This window comes from Anaerolineales bacterium (assembly GCA_003105035.1).
In the GTDB taxonomy this organism is placed as follows: Bacteria; Chloroflexota; Anaerolineae; order Anaerolineales; family UBA4823; genus FEB-25.
Window position 1 is genome coordinate 190,453 of sequence record PQAL01000003.1, and the last position, 20,093, is coordinate 210,545.

A 20,093-nucleotide genomic window follows, 5' to 3' on the forward strand; every position below is an offset into this window, starting at 1 on the left:
TTGGTCAGGTGTCTTACCAATAATGGTTAGTCCACTGAGAAGTTATCATCCTCGGCAATGTCATCTGCCAGGGCGAAATCATCGGTGGTGTAATCATCTTCAAACTCACCTTCCGTGCGGTCGTGAGCCATACCCTCACCAGCTTCTTTCTCAGTGAAACGTCCATGGACGAAGCCCGTGCCAGCCGGGATGAGCTTGCCAATAATCACATTCTCCTTAAGGCCATACAGAGGGTCTTCAGAAGCAGCGATGGCAGCCCCAGCCAGCACCTTGATGGTATGCTGGAAGGACGAAGCCGATAGGAAAGAATCGGTGGACAGGGAAGCCTTGGTGATACCCAGGAGAGTCTCGAGGAAGCGTGCCGGGCGTTTGCCCTGGGATAGTAACTCTTCGTTCACCTTCTTTAGCTCAAGCAAGTCAACCAGGTCGCCGGGCAGGTAGTTGGTATCGCCCGGGCGGGTGATCTGCACCTTGGAGGTCATCTTGCGGATGATCACTTCGAAGTGCTTGTCATGGATATGCTGGCCCTGGCTAACGTACACCTTCTGAACTTCTGTCATCAGGTACATCTGAGCGACGTAACGACCTTGGATGCGCAGGATGCGGTGTGGGTTGAGCGAGCCTTCGGTGATCGGCTGGCCAGGCTCCACATGGTCACCATCCTTGATCAGCAGGCGGGCGTTAGTGGGGATCTCGTGCTCAGCCTCCTGACGCACCTCGTACGAAACGATTACCTTGGCACCAGCCCCGTTCTCGCCCGTTTCAAGGCGGGCGCGTCCGTTGTGCTGGGCCACGATGGTAGCTGTGTCGAGGAAAGCCACCACATCACCCTGAGCCACTTCGCTGGCATCTTCCACCGCCACCTTCCAGGCTTCGGGAATGGAATACTCATCACCGACCATCTCAGAGTGCTCGATGCGTACCAGGCGTAGCTCGGAATACTTATCCGACTGCATGATGTGGGCAGTACCAGCGATCTCAGCTACTTTGGCTTCACCTTTCGGCATGCGACGAGCTTCGAACAGCTCTTCCACGCGCGGCAGACCAGTGGTGATGTCACCTCCGGCAGCCACACCACCGGTATGGAAGGTACGCAGGGTCAGCTGGGTACCAGGCTCGCCGATGGACTGGGCGGCAACGATGCCAACCGCAGATCCCATCTCAACCATCCTGCCACGACCCAGGTCCATGCCGTAGCATGCGGCGCAGATGCCATGGTCTAACTCACAGGTAAGCGGCGAACGCACAATCACTTCTGGCGCACCGGCTGAGGTGAGCTTGCGTACCAGATCGTGGTCAAGCAGCTCGCCGCGCTCAGCCAACACCTCACCGGTATTTAGATCTAATACCGACTTGGCGATCACGCGCCCAAACAGGCGTGTGCCCATTGATTGACCGGCAATATCATCCGCCTTCCGAATAGGGATGCCTTCCAGGGTATTACAGTCCAGCTCATTGATGATCACATCCTGGGCCACATCCACCAGACGGCGGGTGAGGTAACCAGCATCAGCAGTACGCAAGGCGGTGTCAGCCAGGCCCTTACGAGCACCATGGGTGGAGATGAAGTACTCCAGGGCGTTCAACCCCTCGCGGAAGTTTGAACGGATTGGGTGAGCAATGATGCGCCCAGATGGGTCAGCCATCAGGCCACGCATACCGGCTAGCTGCGAGATAGGACCGAAGCCACCCTTGGTGGCACCAGAATTGGCCATTGTTGCCAGGTTCCCATGCGGGTCCATGTTGCGCTTGACGGCATCTTCCACTTTCTTTGTAGTATCCTGCCAGATGTTGATTACCCGGTCGTTCTGCTCTTGCTCGGTGAGCAAGCCACGGCGGAAGTCTCGCTGGACCAGCTCAACTTCCTTGAGCGATCTTTCGATAATGTCCTTCTTTTCGGCCGGGACAGCAATATCGGAGACAGCGATGCTGTAGCCCGAGCGAGTGGCATAGGTAAAGCCGATTTCCTTGATGCGGTCAGCTACATCGGGGGTTTGATCTTCACCTCCGACCTCATACAGCTCGGCGATCAAGTCCTTCAGCTCGCCTTTGTCCAGCTCCCTGTTGATAAACTGGATCTCGGGTGGTAGGATGCGGTTGAAAATGACACGCCCCACGGTGGTCTTCACCAAGCGCTCTTCAACTTTTGGCAAGCGCGAGCCTTGCTCATCGTACCAGGTGGTGACGACCACCTGAATATTGCTGTGAACTTCCAGCTGGCCCAGGTTATAGGCCAACTCCACCTCGTCTTCATCAGCGAAGTTTCGGCCATCGCCCTTATGCTTGATGGTGTCATTGGAGGTGGTCAGGTAGTAGACGCCCAGGACCATGTCCTTGGATGGGCTGATGATGGGCTCTCCATCGGCAGGCTTGAGCAGGTTGCGAGAGGAAAGCATCAGATCGCGCGCTTCCTGGACTGCCTTCTGGGAGAGAGGCACATGGACAGCCATCTGGTCACCATCGAAGTCGGCGTTGAAGGCGGTGGTCACCAGGGGATGCAGTTGGATGGCTGAACCCTCGATCAGGATCGGCTCAAATGCCTGGATACCCAGGCGGTGCAGGGTGGGGGCCCGGTTGAGCATCACTGGACGCTCTTTGATGACCTCTTCCAGCACTTCCCAGACTTCAGGGCGGTTACGCTCGATGAAACGTTTGGCTCCCTTGACATTGGCGGCGTAATTGTGGGACACCAGACGGGAAATGACAAATGGACGGTAGAGCTCGAGGGCCATACCCTTGGGCAGGCCGCATTGATACAGCTTGAGCTGGGGCCCGACGACAATCACGGAACGGCCGGAGTAGTCGACGCGCTTGCCCAGTAAGTTACGGCGGAAACGGCCTTTCTTACCCTTGAGCATGTCACTCAAGGATTTAAGCTCACGCCGACCCCGGCGTGAGAGAGCTTTGCCACGTTGTGAGTTATCAATGAGGGAGTCAACCGCTTCCTGGAGCATACGTTTTTCATTGCGCACGATCACATCCGGCGCACCGAGCTCCAACAACCTCTTTAGGCGGTTGTTACGGTTGATCACCCGGCGGTACAGGTCATTCAGATCAGAGGTAGCAAAACGGCCACCATCCAGCTGGACCATGGGGCGCAAATCGGGAGGAATGACGGGTAAAACAGTGAGCACCATCCACTCCGGTCGGTTTCCACTGCGGCGGAAAGCCTCTACCACCTTCAAGCGCTTGGTGGCTTTCTTGCGCTTTTGCTTGCTCTTGGATGTACGAACTTCTTTCCAGAGCTCCTCAGCCAGCTTGGTCAGGTCGAGGCGGCGCAGGATGTCATAGAAGGCTTCTGCGCCCATGTCAGCCCGGAACACCTGGCCCCAGCGGGTCTTTAACTCGCGGTAGCGGGTTTCACCCATGAAGGTAAGCGGGCGCAGATCGACCAGCTCGTCGCGCAGGCTATCGTTTTCATCGCGGACTGTGCCAGATTGTTCTTCCATCTGGTTGCGCAGGCCTTCCATGGTCATGTCGGCTTCGGCGCGGATGCGCTCGACATCCATCTTCAGATGCTCGAGCTCGCGGGCTTTCTGGTCCTTCAGCTGGCGCTCGAGCTCTTCTACTTTCTCTTTCACCACCTTCTGCAGGCGGAGGAGATGCTCGTTACCAACTTTTTCGCCAGCTTCCACCACCACCGTATCCGTCTGGAAGGTGATGGCGGTCTTGGTGACTTTGCCTTGCTTATCAGTGATCAGGGTCTCCAGGTGCTGACCCTCCTTGATGATGGGGTCAAGCTCGCTGGATTCGTCATAACGCTTGTTGATCTGCTGGCGTAAGCCTTCCTGTTCGGCCAGGGCGCGGTCGCGCCCGGCTTTCGTTTCGGCGATCTTTGAATTGATCTGGCCAGCGTACTCCCGCTCAGCAGCAATGATATTGTCATCGAGACGCTTTAATGCCTTCTGGCGAGCGTCCTCATCCACGTAGGTGACGACATACTGGGCGAAGTAGAGCACACGATCGAGGTTGCGGCGGGAGATATCCAGCAGCAAGCCAAGGTAGGATGGAATTCGACGGGTATACCAGACGTGGGCAACGGGGGCAGAGAGCTCAATATGCCCCATGCGTTCGCGGCGTACGGAAGATCGGGTGACTTCCACGCCGCATTTATCACAAATGATGCCCTTGTAACGGATGTTTTTATACTTCCCGCAGTAGCACTGCCAATCGCGGGTAGGCCCAAAAATGGCTTCGCAGAATAAACCATCTTTTTCGGGCCGCAAGCGACGGTAGTTGATCGTCTCGGGTTTAAGCACCTCACCATATGACCAACTACGGATAGTCTCTGGGGATGCCAGGCTGATACGAAGCGCTGTCAGTCCTTTAGTTTCCACTCAATGCCTCCTGGAAAATAGACGAAGAAAAGCCCGCGCTTGAGTAATTATCTCTCAAGCGCTAGGCGGAAACAGTCATTCCTTGGATTCATGCAAATGATGATTATACCTAAAATGATAGGATTTGGTCAAGAGGATTTATTAAGAGGAAGATTAGGGTTTATCCCCATCCCCTCGATTGCCCCCTTTATTCTGCCTGAACGGAATGGCCAGGTGGAAGGCACTGCCCTTGCCTAGCTGGCTTTCAACCCACACCCTGCCTTTATGACGGTCGGCGATGGACTTTACGATGGCCAGGCCTAAACCTGTACCCTGGCGTTTCTTGGCTTCCTTCTGGCCCCCACGGTAAAACTTCTCGAAGATACGGGGCAGATCCACCGGGGCGATGCCGATCCCGGTATCGACCACCGTGAAGACCATCTGGTCCTTGTCGGGCTCAACCCGCACCGAAATCTTGCCGCGCGGCTCGGTATAGACGACTGCATTCTCAATCAGATTATGCAATGCCTGTTGGAGCAGGGCATAGTCGGCTTCGATGAGCGGAATGGCATGCTGGGAGATATCGCTGGAGATGACCACCTGCTTCTGAGACGCCTGCAATTGCAAGGCACCCACCACCCGATCGACCACCTCCTGGACAGGCACCATCTCAAGCTGCAAGTCCACGCCAGCATCGATGCGGCCCAAATCCAGCAAGCTGGTGACGAGCTGGTTCATGCCATCCACACTGGTGAGGATCTTTTTCACATACCCGGTCTGCTGCTCGTTCAGCTCCCCGACCATCTCAAGCATGGTGGCATAGCCACGCATGGTGGTGAGTGGATAGCGCAGATCATGGCTGACCGTGGCGACAAACTCCGACTTAAGCGTATCCAGCTCCTTGAAGCGGGTGACATCGCGCAGGATGCATACCCGGCCAACCGGCTGGCCTTCAACGATGACGGATGAAGCGGTGGCGAGGTAAACTTTGCCATCCCCCAGCTCCACTTCGGCGGACTGTTTCTCTTCTGAAACGACCTGGAGCAACCCTAAAAGAGCCGGCTGCTGGATGATGGAATCGATCGATTTGCCATTGACTGATTCTCCGGGTAAACCCAACACCTGCCAGGCTGCCGGGTTGGCCAGGAGCAGACGGCCCTGATAATCGGTTACCAGCACCGGGTCGGGAGTAGAGTTGAGGGTGGCAGCCAGGCGCTGGCGACCAATCTCAGCATTCGAAAAAAGTTGAGAATTGGCCGAAGCCAGGGCGGCTTGTCCGGCAATAGTGGTAAGAAAACGAATCTCGTCCTCGTTGAACTGGTGGGGTGTGTTGTATGCCAGCCAGATAGCGCCGTAAAACATGTTTTCGTGGTGCAGAGGCAGGGCCAGCAGGGCTTCTGGGCGGGGAGCGTTGGGTGGGAAGGTGAGCAGGCGCACCCTGCTCAAATTATTCAGTGCCACCACTTCCTTCTGGCGGACCATGGGCAGAATCTGATCATCCAGATAGCTGTACTGTTCATGATCAGCACCTGAACCGAAACGGTTGGGGGCAGGTGTGCCACCTTTCATCTCAGGCAGTGCTTCAGGTGTGAGTACCACCCGTACGGCACTCGCCCCGGTGCTCAGGGCAGCTTCTAAGACGGGTTTCACCGATTCCTGAAATTCGAGGCTGGAAGCAACACCGCGGCTGACCTGCAACAGACGGTTGAGCTCATCCAGGCGGGCTTTCAAGCTGGTACGCATGTTTTCAAACGCGTGACCCAGCTGACCAACTTCATCGTTCCCGCCTAGCTCAAGTGGGCTGTCGAGCTCACCGCTGGAGATACGGTTCGTTTCCTGAGCCAGGTTCTGCAAGGAAGCTGTTACACTTCGCAGCGAAAAGGCCATCACAAGCGCGGCGATAAGGAATAAGATAACAATGATCACCATGAGTGGTGCAGCGATCTGCAAGGCGATCTGCTGAGCCTCCTGCATGGGTGTAGATGTCACCACGCCCCACAGCCGACCCCACACAGGCTGGTAGAACATCAGGCTGCGGATATCATCAGGCGTCACACCTTCAAAGGCCAGACCTTCCAGAGAGGATTGCCCCTGGTAGGTTTGCATTACCCATTCACTGGTTGAGCTATAGATGATTGTATTATTGTCATCCAGGAGCATTCCCTCACCATTGATATTGGCAAGGCTGTTCAAGGAAATGCTGATGGATTCGAAAAACGGGTTAGTGCCGAGGTCAGTGCGCCCCACCAACACCCCTTCGCGGGTACCCTTTCCACTGTACACGGGTGACTGGAATGACAGGCGAGCGGCTACGCCGCCCAAGGTGGGTGGCAGCGTGTACATCTGGATCGGCACGCCGCTCAGCGCATGGGTGATGCCCATATACTCTTCAGCTGATGGGTTGGCGTCATAGAAGTCATCCACCGGGTAGCCGGTGACAGGCTGGCCATTGACATCCAGCAAGTAAACCTCGCTAAAATAAGGAATGGTACGCAAGATATCGCCCAGAAGGATATTTTTCTCTGACAGGGTTCCTTCGGTCCAGGTGGGATCCTTGGCAAATAATTGGATCAGGTTCTGCCCAGTTTCAAGGAAAGCCGGGACGTTATTGGCAGCCATCTTGGAGGTGCTATCCAAACGGTCATTAAGCATACCGGTGGCGGCACGACTGGCCACAACCCAATCGCCAGCCATCAATCCGACTGCCACCAGGATCGCCATGAGCGCCAGGCTGAACAGGAACCGGCTCTGCAAGCGGCGTTCCACCGGGGAGGGTTCCAACGGGCTGGAGAAGCCCCACAGGCGCGGGAAGAAAAGGGCAATGACTTGCGAAACCAGACCTGCTACCAACAATTGCACACCTACTACCAGGGCAGCAGCTTCAACCTGTGAAAAGGCAATATCCAAGCGTGCTGCCAGGCTGCCAGGGCTGGCTAAGGCTACATCCAGAAGGTATAAGAGCGGATAGGTAAGCGCCAGAAGAACAGTGGCAAACAGGGGGTGGCGCAGCAGCTGGAAAAAACGGGTGCGGTAGCGTTGGTGGAAGGCCGATCCCAGGAAGGTCGCCATGAGGCCGTATTCCAGCAGGGTGAACATGCTGTGTGTATCGAGGAGGGCAATGATAGCCCCAGAAAGCAACCCCAGACCGGCCGCCGGGAACACACCCAGCAATCCAGCTGCCAGCACCCATGGGAGGGCGGCAAGCACAGCCACAGCCGCATCGCCTGTGCTGCCAGGTTGAGCTGGAATCTGGAGGGCTCCCAGGTTAGAGATTTGTACTTTAAAGAAGATATTGGTCAGAATCAGGAGGACGAGCAGACCAACAAAAATACCCCCTTGCAACCCCGTCCATTTTTTATTGAGATGACGCCATCGAAAAAGCAGCAGGGCCAGAATACCCGCCATTAATAGCCATCCCACCCACCCGATTAATTCCTGTGGTCGATCGATGTACAGCGGAATACCAAGCAAAGTGAAATTAATAACCATATCGGTGGAATGACATAGAATCTTGTGCTAAAACGATTATAGCATGTATGTAGCTCCGCTATTATGGGTATAGATAGACTTCTTTAGCGGGTTTTCTAAACTGTTAACTCAAACCCACTCAATGGTTTCCTGAGTGGCAAGCGACAGGTCAGAATAATACCCGCGGCGATGTTCCGGCAGCATACCAGACAGGATATACATGGCTTCATCGGTCATCAGGCGCAGCCTGTCACGCCTGGCACGCTGCCCGTCCATTTTGAACCGAAATGGGTGTCCGAAGATGACCCGTGCGCCAGGTTCGCGCCAGCGGTGTGAGAAGGGGTAAGTCGGGTAACCGATGGTCCCATCGATGGCGACTGGCACGATAGGCACACCGGCACGCGTGGCAAGGAAGGCAACCCCTTCCTTCCCCTGGCGCAGCTCCGGGCCGCGGTGAGCCTCTGGAGCCACCAGGATGATCTCTCCTGCCTTCAACACTTCCAGTGCACCCTGAACAGCCCGCCGGTCAGTCTCCTCGCGCTGGACGGGTATCACGCCATACATGCGCGGGAAGATACCGACGATGGGATAGCCGTACACCTCGATCTTTGCCATGGGGACAATGATGCGTGGCAGTGACCCAATGACGACGAATGGGTCCACGAAGTTGATGTGGTTGATCATCAGGATCGCCGGACCCTCGGAGGGCACATGCTCAACCCCCTCCACGTGATCTATTTTTGCAAACAGGTTGAAGCCGATCACCCGCAGCAGAAAACGCAATACGCGGCGGCGACCCTCCCAATGGCTGTGATCATACCCATCGGGCGACCACACCGACGACCGGTCACCTTCCCCGGTCACTCCAGCTCCTCGGGGTGGAGGTAAACCCCATGGTATTCAGGGGGCATCATACTGGCAATGGCCAGCATGATCAGGTCGGCGTTCGACTGCAGAGACTTGTGGCGGTCAGCCCCCTTGCCCTCAATGGGGGGCAGGTGGATGGGCTTCCCAATACGCATCTCGAGGGGTGGGCGCTTAAAACGGAACGCACGGGGTAAGAATTCGTCAGAAGTGCCCAGGATGGCCACAGGGACCACCGATACGCCAGTTTTTTCCACAATAAATGCTGCGCCTGGCCTGGCGCGATTCATGCCGGGTTGATGTGCACGGCGCCCTTCTGGCGCCATGCACAAAGGCCTGCCGGATTGCAAGGCAGCGATAATCATCTTCAATGGCTTGTGTTCAGGCTCATCGCGGTTGATAGCGATGCCATGATAAAGACGAGCCAGGAGGTCCTGACCCGGCCTCTGCCAGACTTCCACCGCCCCCAGAGCTTCGGGGATAACCGGCCAAAATGCAATGACCATGGGTGGCTCAATATGCGAGATATGGTTGTAGGCGATCAAGTAAGGACCTTGAGCAGGGATATTCTCCCATCCACTGATCTTGACATCACTCAGAATGTGGAAAACCAACCTGAAGACCGGGCGCAAAGTGGCTCGGGCGATACGATTAGCCAGGGGAACCGAGTACTCAGTCATTGCCCAAAGACCATGGCTTTCGCAGCTTCGAGGACCTGGTCGGCATCCATGCCATCGGAGCACAGGATGCGGGCATCATCAGCAGGTCGCAGGGGGGCTACCTTGCGATGAGAATCGATCTGGTCGCGCTTGCGCATAGCATCCAGAATTATGGTGTAATCGGCAGGCTCGCCACGCCCGCGTAACTCTTCATACCTGCGACGAGCGCGCTCTTCGACGGATGCATCCAGGTAGATCTTCAGCTCAGCCTCGGGCAGCACCACCGTCCCAATATCGCGGCCGACCATGACGACCCGCCCACGCTCACCGATGCGGCGCTGCTGGGCAGACAGGGCTTTGCGCACGCCGGGATAGGCAGATACCGGCGAGACATAGCGCTCTACATCCGGCTGGCGGATATCCCAGGTGATGTCGCGTCCATCAATAATTACAGTGTACGCCCGGCCGTCTTGCATCGAAGGCGGTTGGACGTCAATTTGGGTTTGCTCTGCCATGGCCGTAATGGCAGTTTCATCGGTAATCTCAACTCCCCTGGACAATGCAAGCCAGGTGATTGCCCGGTACATCACGCCTGTATCAAAATACAGGTACCCTAGTGCCTGGGCGAGGCGATGGCCGAGGGTGGATTTCCCCGATGCGGCTGGCCCATCAATGGCGATAATTTTAGGTATACCCATGCACTATCTCACCTGTCCAAAATATGTCACGGGGTGGCATTCTCGCTGGCAGACGGGCCTCCGCCCGGGAAGCTATCGGTCCGCGTCCATAAAATGACTTGCTCCTGGCTCAGGGGTGCCTTGCGGAAGGCCAGCCAATTAATGAAATCTGTCGGGAAAACTCCCTGCCAACCTGGGGACAGGCGCCAGATGAAATCCTGGCTGCGGTATTCCTGGACCAGACGAGGCTCCTCGGCCTCTTTGAGGGTGATCACAACCGGGGGAGATTCTGCACTTGCCAGGCTTGCCTCAGAGCGGGCAAAGGGAAAGTCGCGTAAAGCCCACTGCATGGCTGGTGAGCCGGTCATATCCACCACTTCTAGCTGGTCGCGTAGGCCTGTATTCCAGCTGGATAAGTCTGTTAGCGTTTGCATCAATTGGCCAACCTGGCCCGGGGTAGGCGAGCTGCTCCACAGCTCCTGGGCTCCATTTTGCCGCACGATCGACATGCCCCAGCTACCCGCAAACAGGAACAGGCCGAGCATCAGGCACAGTGACCAGACCATGCCCAGGCTGGCTGCTGAATTCGCCTCTTTTGAAGAAAAGGCGGTCATCACCAACAGCACGGCCACCAGCCCCAGGAGAAATGCCCCGGCAATAATGGCCGCATACAACAAAATGTTCGCCTGGTAGCGCCCGATAGCCAGAAAATTGAACCATCCGATCACGGCAAAGATGCTGAGCAAGACCCCCAGGGCTCCCGCCACCAGGTAAGTGTCACGCTCCTCACCACCCAGGAACGAACGGCTAATTTCCAAAGATGCCAGGGCCCACAACGGCACAAGAGCCCAGGAAAGGTCGCTCACCTGCCTTCCAACGTAAATAAACGGCAGGATAATCGCAATCACTACCCAAATGCTCAACCCGACCATCACCCGGCGGACATCTGGCTCACTTCGGTACCCCAGCCAGGCTTTTCCAGCCCCGATCAGCCCGAACAGGACAGCAATCAGTTGATATACGAGCAGGCTGGCTGGTAGGCGCAAATAGGGAATGCCACTGGAGGTCAAGAAGGTTTGCACGTACGCTGACACGCTCTCAGCCAGGGCGCCTAGCCCCTGCGGATGGCGGAAAAGTAGCGTGCCCACTGCCAACAAAGTAAAGAGAAAGGTTATGCCAGCGACCCTGAGCAGCGCAGCCGGAATAGGATGTGTATCCGCAACAGATTCATCTTCCTCCCGGGGTTTCGTCATCCAGCGGCTGACAAGTAGGTATATTCCCCAGCTTACCCCCAGGATCAGCAACCCCTGGAGGAAGGCTGGGCCGGAAAGCACTGCCAACCCGGCACAAACCCCGCTCCAAACCATGCGGCGATTGTAGAGGCAAGCCAGGGCTAACAGTGTAAATGCCAGGGCGGGCATCGGGCTGCCAACCTGTCTTGAAATAGAGACAAGACCAGGGTCGAGCGCCAGGCCAAATGCCATCACCAATCCGGCGCGCTGCCGCCATGCTGAATCGCCCATCCAGCCACGGAAAAAGAAAGGCAGCCAAACCAGCAAGCTGCCCGACAGAGCGGGGATAAAACGCGCCAGCGAATTGGTGCTGCCAATCAATGAAAATAATAAACTGGTAAGCATCAGGTAGCCCGGCTGACCGCCTAAAGTGACCGTATGTCCACGTGCCAGATCCAACGCTTGAAGAGCCCAGGTTGCTTCTCCATCGCTGAGCGCACCTGCACCCAGCTGGTAAAAGCGGATCCCCAACGCCAGCACGAATGTCAGCGCATAAAACCAAACTTCAGGTGTGACCTTGTTCGTCTTCATGGAATTCCAGACCGTATTATACCAACTCCATCACCAGGGAATAAAAAGGGCACGGCTACCGCCGTGCCCTGATCAGCCTCTCAGGGTACTTTAAAAATCGTCAGATTGCCTTGCTTGAATACCGGCTCAAGCACCTGATTTAGCTTACGCAAGGCAGTGCTCAGCGTGCAACCCGCGCTCGCCTGGTTGCAAATATGCTGGATGTAATTCATCTCGGGCTGACCCAGGATGACGTAATCCACGCCATACTTGTTCAGGAGATCTAGCGTCAACTGTCCATCGGAGGAGGTGTAGATCGTAGCGATATCTGGCTCACGCTTGGCTTGCTCATCATAACTACCGCGCCATTGGCTCTCGTGGACTGCCCAACCCAGCATGGTTGGGAAGCCTGTGAAGGCGCTCATCCGTCCCTCATAGGTGTACGAGCCACCCAAGGGAGGAACACTGGGTGCTTCGAGGATCACCGGCACATCCCCAGCTGGCAGCCCTTGCTCAGCATTGGCATCCAGCCACTCGATCGCCGCCCAGTCATCCGGGTTAGCCTGGGCGATCGAGCTCGAGCCATCCAGATTAGCCGGACCACTAAACCCACCAGCCCGGCTGGGATAAGCCATCAGCGGGTAGACCAGGCCTAAACCGATAAATACGATAGCCCCAGCCGCGAATATGATGCGGCCGGCAGGGCGCTTGAGGTGAGCCAGCAGCCACCAGGTGCCATAGGCACCGGCGATTCCCAGCATGACCCAGGCTTGATAGTAAAACTTGAATACGGTGTTCATGCGCACGCCGAAACTATCGCGCAGGTAGATAAATTCGACGATCAAGGTCAAGGCCAATCCGGTAAAAATTAACAACAAGGCAAACAGGTCACTGCTGAAGGCCGGTAAAGCATGTGCCGGTTCCTCGCCGGGCTCAGCAATTGCTGAACGACCTTTCAATACCGCGCCCACACTGGCAAGTACCAGGGCCAATAAGGCGGTTAGCATGAGCAACAGCCAGGGATCGCTGAGGCGCGCCTGTATACTGGCCAGGTAGGCTTCCTTCAAGCTCATGCCTCCTAACACCTGCTGCAGGGTGGCCATTAATGAGCTATCTGGAGCAGGGTTCAGAACGAGGAAGGCCAAAGCGATGATCAGCATGATCGCCAGGAATATCCCCACGCAGATTCCCAGGATGCGTAGCCACCAGAAAAGGAAAGAACGCCACACGCGCTGGCCCGCTTCACCTTGCTGGTGGAGATACACGGTCAGGAAGCATATAACCAGGAAGACCAGTGTGCCAAACATGACCAGGTATTGGACCAGCCGGGTGGGTGGAAATACATAGGGCAGGACGCCAGCGGCTTGTGAGCTGAAACTTAGATAGAAAAAGATATATAGGAAAATAGAAGCGATTCCCAGGCCTATGCCGAGCACGACAGAGCGCACTATTGCCTCCCAATCCAGGTGGCCCCTCTGCATAACCAGACCCAGGCCATACGCCAATACCACTAACCCCAGGTAGATGGGCAGGTCCCAGGTGTTCAAGAAACCCAGGGCACCCAGGATAAGGGCGGAGAACATAAACAATAACCAGTCATTATCCAGGGCAAAGGCTACCGGATTCCACCAATGTGAACCTGATTTGTGCTCAGAATCTACCTCCTGCTCAACCTCCCGGCGGCTGCTTTCCAGCTGACGCACCAGTAAGTTGAAGGCCATACCAATCGCCAGCAGCACGAAGGGCAGAGCCAATACGTGTGGGTGGTTGTCGCCCAGCAAAAAACTAAAGAAAGGAAATTCATCGATCGGTTGAACGATCATATTCTGCCCGAGGAAATTCTTATCCGCCAGGACGCGCGATGCCTTCCACCACCACAGAAAGATATCACCCGTGTACCACGAGCCGGTTACCGGTGCCTGGACCAAACCCGGGATGTCGATCCAGTTCCAGAAGCGCTCAGACAGGATCCCGCGGGCATGCAGCGATTCAAGCACACCTTCCAGGTTACCCATCACCGCCACCAGCACCCCGCCCAACACACCAGCAGCCAGGGCAGGGCCAGAGCGCAATGGAGGGTCACCAACCTTACTACGAGCTTTTCGGCTATAGGCTACCAGGTTGTATACCACACCGAACGCGCCAATCAGGGTAAGGGCAAACAGCAGGGCATCATACAGGTCGAATGCCACACCGGAGATTGCTGTTGAAATCCGGGTGAGCGTGGCCAGCATCACATAGCCGTAATAATAGTATGAGATGGCGAAGCCTGACAGCCAGGGGTCAAGGGGTGGGAAGTGCTGGCTGCGTAAGATGGCATTCTGGAAGGCGATTTCCATGAATTTCTCACCACCCGTAGGCTCAATCTTGTAAGGAGCATAAGCCCGCAGGACAGCCCAGGCTACCAGGGCCAGGGCAAATAACACCTCAACTGTGGCGACCAGCTTCCATTTGTCCTTAAGGAAGCCACCCAAATTGGGGATAAGCGTGCCCCGGCAGCGAAAATAAAACCAGGCGGAGATGCCCGCCACGAGCAGGATTGCCAGCAGGCTGCCACCCAGGTCATTATTCACCAGGCCGGTACTGGCACCCAGCCACAGGAAATAACTGGCCAGCAGCAGACCGAGCGCCTTGCTGAAGGAATAACCACGATCGGGCAGCCATCGGAAGATGCGCATGGCAGTCGGCAGAGCCAACCAACCCAGGATCTCCATGAGCAGCCACCAGACCAGTACCTGGATCATTGGATCACCTCGTAGATGACCGTATTCTCATCCCGGTAGACTTCATTCCAAAAATTACCGACGAACGCCGGGAACTTATCCAGCCCAGAGCCGGGATAGGTGAGCTGCTCCAGCTGCCCGACCACGATATATCTAACCTGGTACAGGTTCAGGAACTGCTTGACGGTTTGCGTATCGATGGTTGTGTAAAACTCATCCACATCCATAATGCGCTTGGTCACCCATTCGGGTGGGTTGACGGCGCGTTGTTGCTGCTGGTGCCACTCCCATCCGACCACGCCAGGCAAGCCCGTATTGATGGTGAAACGCGTGTACCAGCGGTACAGGTTGCGCGAGTTGGCTTCCACGATCACCGACGAACCATGCACGTTTTCCTGCATCCACTGGATGGCGCGGTAATCCTGGCTTAAATCCATCGCAAGCCCGCGCTGGTTGGCTGGGGTGCTCTCGGTAGTGTTAGTATAATCTTCATAATAAGTCGCATAGGGCATGTAGGCCATGCCATCCAGGGTGTGGGGGGCGGCAGGCACCCAACGATCCTTGATCTTGGCCATCGTGCCGTACAAGGTGAATAAAAAGGCTGAGAATACCAGGAAAGCAAACCCCACCCGCCAAGCTCCACGCCAACCGGGCAGCCAGCCCCGCATCGGCTCGAGCAGCCATCCCAAAGCAGCCGCCGCACTCAGGGCAAACAACCCCCAGACCTGCAGGTAAAACTTAAACACGGTGTTCATGCGGCCAATATCCCCGCGCACCACCACCATCTCGACCATCAAAGTGATAAGCAGGCCGGTCCCCACCCAGAAGAGCACCAGGCGCTTCACGTCAGGCAGCCCAGGCCGTAAGAGCAACACCCCGGCCCATGCCGCCAGTGGCAGGATGACCCAGACCATGGCAGCGCCTCGCCCAATGGGAAGCTTGCTTAGGAAAGGCATGGCTTCGATCCCAGGAATCTTGATGCTCACCAGCAAGCAAGCCAGTATGAGCAGCACAATCCCGGCAATGATCAGCCCGGCGTATTTCTCCAGCTTGCGCAGTGAGGCCAGGGGCGTATTGGCCATCCACTCGCGCGTCTCCCATACCATCCAGGAGACAATGACGAACAGGAACAAGCCCCAATGGGTTAAATAGGACCACAAGGGGGTATGCGTACCCGTCCAGGGGATGACGGCAGAGTATGGTTGGGCATACCATAAGCGGTAAGGTAGATATAAAGCGTAGGATAAGACCGCCAGGAGCAATATGCCTGCCCCAGCAATGAGCAAACGTTTTAAGGTCAGGCTGACCTGGGGAAGCCAGGTGAAACGCTGTCGATCGGCATACCGAAAAAGGGCATAGCCAAGGACGAGCATCCCAATGGGCAGGTAGGCATAAATATCAGAGAGATTGGTGGGGTAAAGGGCGCCGATCGCCAGGCCACCCAACAGCAAGCTCAGTAAGCCTGCCCCACGACTGCTCGAATGAGCTTTACCCAGCAGCACCGCCACAGCCCAGGCAAGAGCCAACATGGCGATGGCCATGGCGATCATGTGGGCATGCAAGTCGCCATACAGGAAGGTGAACAGGGGAAATTCAGTGATTGGTTCAACGTCATTCGGGGCAGGGATAGCCCGGCTTGGTAGCCAATACCAATCAGCTAGGCCATAAGGTAGCTGGGCGCCGTGGAACAGGTTGTTCCATATTCCCACAGGCAGACCGGCCAGGCGAGTGAGCAGGGGCGTCGTGTCGGTCACTCCACCCTGAACACCCAGCTGCTCCCAGCCCTTGAGAAACATGCGCAGGGTGCCCAGGTTGCCGACGATGGTCATGCCGACCGCCGAAGCTACCCCGATCCAATACGGCCGGCTGGTGGAAGCTTCAGGCGGCTGGTCACCATCAGTGGCGGCCGGGTCATCAGGCTGCTCGACTCCCTGTGAACGAGGGTGACTGAGGTTGTAGCCAATGCAGAAGGCTCCCATGGCAACTAGGCTGAACAGGGTGGGGAGGATCAGGTTGTAGGCAATGGAGGGCACGATGCCCAGCCACTTGACCAGCACACCGACGAAGACAAAACCCCAGTAGTAATAATTCATATAGCCACCAGCGTACCAGGGGTCATAAGGCGGGAAGGAACTGCTCTTCAGGATGGCGTTGAAGTAAGAAAAGTCCATCGGCTTTTCCCCACCCTTCCACGGGTGCCACAGGTCGGGGTTACCCAGCCGGACGAGCAGGAAGGCCACGAAAAATACCAGGAAAAGCCCTTCAATGATCAAGAAATACTTGCGCCGCGAGCGCCATTCCTCGCGCAGCTCGACCCGCTGACGGTACGCCAGATAGATCCCCACCGCGGCCATGATCAGGATGACCAGGGTAATGGTCAGGCGGCTGAAGGAGATATTGACCGAGCCAGCCAGCCAGGTAAGGTAAGCCAGGATCAGCATGCCTGCCGTACGGGCCAGGGGGTAACCGCGATCCCGCAAGCCTGGCAGGGTAATGCGCAACAGGGGATAGGTCAGCAACCCCAGGACAGCTACGCTCAGGTACCATACTATTACTGCAAGGATCTGGTAGCGATTTTGCGGGGCCTGTGGATCAAACAGCTGTGACCAGGTGCCCCCAATGGTCTGCAGGTACAGGCGTACCTCAGGGAGAATCAAATTTGCCGGGTGGTAGGCAGCCTTCTTGGGCGTGATCCGCACGATCTCGCCGAAATTCGCCTGGCTGAGTATCTGGCGCATCTGATCGGAATTGTAGCTGCTGGTCTTTTTGAAGACCAACACCTTGGGATGGTCGTAAACCGTGAAAGCTTCCTCGGCAAATTGGTCGTTGACGCTGAACGGACCGATCGTTGGATCAGATTGGAAGATCGCCACAAGCTCGAAACCCAGCTTGCCCTGGAACAACCCGGGTTCGGCCACGCTGTAGCACCAGCCGATATCCTTGTCATCCGGGCAGCCCAGCAGGTAGCGATAATGCAAACTGCTCATTGGAAAACGCTCAGGCAGGCGTGGTAGCGAGCCCCATTGGCGATTGGAGCTGATCAGGATGTACTCGGTGCGGTCATACACGTCGATGAAATGCTCAAGCTTGTCGGCATTATCATCGGTGTACATGTTAAAGTTCAGGCCGGGGGTATAGATTCCGCCAAAAGGATCGTAGCCATCCACCCGCAAGGGCAGGCCATCATCCCAATCGCCTTCATTCGCAATGGCTGAGCCCTGGACGGTGAGTCTACCCTCTCCAGAAACCAACGCCAGGGAAAGGTTGTAATTCCGGCCAGCCTCCAGCACAAGGGGCGTATCCAGCGTCATGGTATAGCCCGTACCAGCGCCGAAATCCGCAGTCAGGCTGGCAGTTACCGGCGGTTGAGACTCCTCGCCCGAAGCGATGCTGATCTGGATTGTTTGCTGGCCCTGAGCTGGGGTCTGATCCACCAGTTGGCTCAGAGAGATTGACTCCAGGGAACCATCGACCTGGATCGGCAAGGATACTGTAAATTCAGAACCAGGCTGGATCAGGCACTGGGTGGGTGTGGGGATGGACTGCACGGTTTTAACACCAGCAGTTAGAATGGTCAGTTCAAGCGGACCGCAGGCGTTCAGTACCCGGGAGGAATCCGGCGTGGTGAGCATCAGCGTGTACTCGGCACCAGCCTTGACTGGCAGGGGTGTAGCTAGTGCCAAGATTTCTTTACTCGAGAAGGAGATTCCAGATCGAGACGGGGTGACCATCTCAGATGACTGGCTTAACGGTACCTCACCGGTTGTGCTAAAAACGAATACGTCCAGTGCTACCGGCTGGGCCAGCTCGTTGGCAACATGCCCGAGGGCAACCTCGTTCACGGTACCGCTTTCATGAGCAGTAAATACGGTCTGGTATGGCAAATCAGCCTGGATGGTGATGCCATACGGGATTGAGAGCGGCTGGTTGTACTCCCCGCTCCCGGTTTGGATGTGCAGGTTGATCGGTCCAGGGATATTCTGGTAAATCCAATCAGAGGCAGCCACGCGCGTGATGGGACGGGCATAGATCAGGCTGAACCCCAAGGCCCAGAGGAGCGTGGCGACCAATACGAGGGCTCCCCCCAGGATTGCAACGGGCTTTGCCCACTTCACAGCTGCGGGTTGATGCTCGTCTTCCGGAGATGTCGCTCCTCCCCGTTTACGGCGCCGGAGATTCCATAATTCCACCAGTCCCCAGGCAGCATAGATGGTCAGGATGGGATAAGTGGGCATCTGATAACGCATGGTCGGGTTAAACTGCATCGACTGCCAGACGAAATAAAACCCTCCCCATGACCAGAGCACAACATGTCGCTGCCAGTCTCCTTTGAGCATGCGCCAGCCCGCCCACAGGAAGCCGAAAGCAGCCAATATCGCCAGGGGAATACCCAAACCCCATTCCGCCATGTTTTGGGCTGAAAACCAGATCGGTCGGCGGGCCCATTGCAGCGAAGGTGGAAAGTCGATGTCACCGGCCGCCTGGGCACGCTGCTCACGGATATTGGACACCCACTGCGGGTTGGGACGCACCCCAAGGAACCCAGGTCCCAGGAAGGCATAGGGTTGGAAAAGTCGAAATACCAGTATGCTCACAACGGCTGCAATACCCAGGTACACAAACGCATTAATCAGCCAGCGCGAGCGCTCGGCAGCGGGCTTGCGGAAGATCACCACCGCATAAGCCACCGGAAGCACAAAGGCCACCGGTGCGGCGCTTAATTTGGAAGCGACAGCGCAACCCAGGGCAATCCCAAAAGCAATCGACGGGCCAAAATAGGGCTGCTTGATGAAGTCGGCGATACGGGCAGACGTTGATAGGGGAGCATTGCCCCGCTGGCCCTCAGCGGGACCTTCCGGCGAGTCTTCACCAGGTTCAGGCTGTTGAACAACGACTTTCCCATTCAACAGGCTGATGCACACGGCAAAATAAACCGCCAGCAGGGTAAAGAAGCTGAAGAAGGTATCCATGGTGAAGAAGTGCGACTGCTGGATGTTCAGCACCGTGAAGGCAGCAAAAGCTGCCGCCAGGAGGCCCACCGACCGGCTGAACAGGCGCTTCCCAATCAGGTATACCAAGACGACCGACGACAGATCGATAATTGCAGAAAGGATTCTGCCGACGATGGTCATCTCATTGAAGCCGGAATGACCGTACACCCACTCCACAATATAGCGGGTGATGAACATCGGTAGCGTACCGTAAACATAAAACGAATGGCCGCGGTTATTGGGGTTGAGAGGCGAGCAGGAGGCATCGAAATAGCCGCCCCAATTCTTGCAATCCGGGTAAGCATCAGGGTATTGCGCCCGCCAGGAATTGTTTACCGTGTTGGGAGGCGTCCCCAACTCGGCATCGGGCGTGTCGATTGGGGCGATATCCGTCCCAACCCAGATCAGGAAACGCTCATCCGGGTGTAGATATTGGAATTCACCCCACTGGATACCGATAAAACGAAAAGCCGCGCCGATCAAGAGCACGAATACCAGCAGGATGTCGTAGATCAGGGGGGTGACCCAACGAGCTCTTTTCTGCTGGACAGGCAACTGTGATGAAGAGGGAACGGCTTCAGTCATAATCTAGG

Annotated in this window: 8 protein-coding genes; all 8 read right to left on the reverse strand. The window is 56.4% G+C overall.

Annotation, left to right across the window (positions count from 1 at the left end):
• Nucleotides 1-26: 26 nt before the first annotated feature.
• Nucleotides 27-4,337, reverse strand: a complete 4,311-nt coding sequence (gene rpoC, locus C3F13_02145; GenBank protein ID PWB56361.1) for a DNA-directed RNA polymerase subunit beta' — start codon at nt 4,335-4,337, stop codon at nt 27-29.
• Nucleotides 4,338-4,490: 153 nt separating this feature from the next.
• Nucleotides 4,491-7,805: a hypothetical protein gene (locus C3F13_02150; GenBank protein ID PWB56362.1), complete on the reverse strand. Its 3,315-nt coding sequence runs from the start codon at nt 7,803-7,805 to the stop codon at nt 4,491-4,493.
• Nucleotides 7,806-7,913: 108 nt separating this feature from the next.
• Complete coding sequence (locus C3F13_02155; GenBank protein PWB56363.1) at nt 7,914-8,648, reverse strand: hypothetical protein; 735 nt, start codon at nt 8,646-8,648, stop codon at nt 7,914-7,916.
• Nucleotides 8,645-9,328, reverse strand: a complete 684-nt coding sequence (locus C3F13_02160; GenBank protein ID PWB56364.1) for a hypothetical protein — start codon at nt 9,326-9,328, stop codon at nt 8,645-8,647. The genes C3F13_02155 and C3F13_02160 overlap by 4 nt, the downstream gene beginning before the upstream one ends.
• The gene (locus C3F13_02165; GenBank protein PWB56365.1) at nt 9,325-10,005 is read right to left on the reverse strand and encodes a (d)CMP kinase; all 681 of its coding nucleotides are present in this window, start codon (nt 10,003-10,005) and stop codon (nt 9,325-9,327) included. The genes C3F13_02160 and C3F13_02165 overlap by 4 nt, the downstream gene beginning before the upstream one ends.
• Before the next feature lie 26 nt (nt 10,006-10,031).
• A complete protein-coding gene (locus C3F13_02170) occupies nt 10,032-11,807 on the reverse strand; it encodes a hypothetical protein (protein PWB56366.1) in 1,776 nt (591 codons plus the stop codon).
• 80 nt (nt 11,808-11,887) lie between these two features.
• Complete coding sequence (locus tag C3F13_02175; GenBank protein ID PWB56367.1) at nt 11,888-14,530, reverse strand: hypothetical protein; 2,643 nt, start codon at nt 14,528-14,530, stop codon at nt 11,888-11,890.
• Nucleotides 14,527-20,085 carry a hypothetical protein gene (locus tag C3F13_02180; protein ID PWB56368.1) on the reverse strand — a complete coding sequence of 1,853 codons (5,559 nt, stop codon included), beginning with the start codon at nt 20,083-20,085 and terminating at the stop codon, nt 14,527-14,529. Before C3F13_02180 ends, C3F13_02175 begins: the two co-directional genes overlap by 4 nt.
• Nucleotides 20,086-20,093 lie beyond the last annotated feature (8 nt).

What these genes read in the sequence shown, in the direction of transcription:
- C3F13_02165 (PWB56365.1), bottom strand. Translation starts at nt 10,005, where the DNA reads ATGGGTATACCTAAAATTATCGCCATTGATGGGCCAGCCGCATCGGGG.
- C3F13_02170 (PWB56366.1), bottom strand. Translation starts at nt 11,807, where the DNA reads ATGAAGACGAACAAGGTCACACCTGAAGTTTGGTTTTATGCGCTGACA.
- C3F13_02180 (PWB56368.1), bottom strand. Translation starts at nt 20,085, where the DNA reads ATGACTGAAGCCGTTCCCTCTTCATCACAGTTGCCTGTCCAGCAGAAA.
- C3F13_02175 (PWB56367.1), bottom strand. Translation starts at nt 14,530, where the DNA reads ATGATCCAGGTACTGGTCTGGTGGCTGCTCATGGAGATCCTGGGTTGG.
- C3F13_02160 (PWB56364.1), bottom strand. Translation starts at nt 9,328, where the DNA reads ATGACTGAGTACTCGGTTCCCCTGGCTAATCGTATCGCCCGAGCCACT.
- C3F13_02150 (PWB56362.1), bottom strand. Translation starts at nt 7,805, where the DNA reads ATGGTTATTAATTTCACTTTGCTTGGTATTCCGCTGTACATCGATCGA.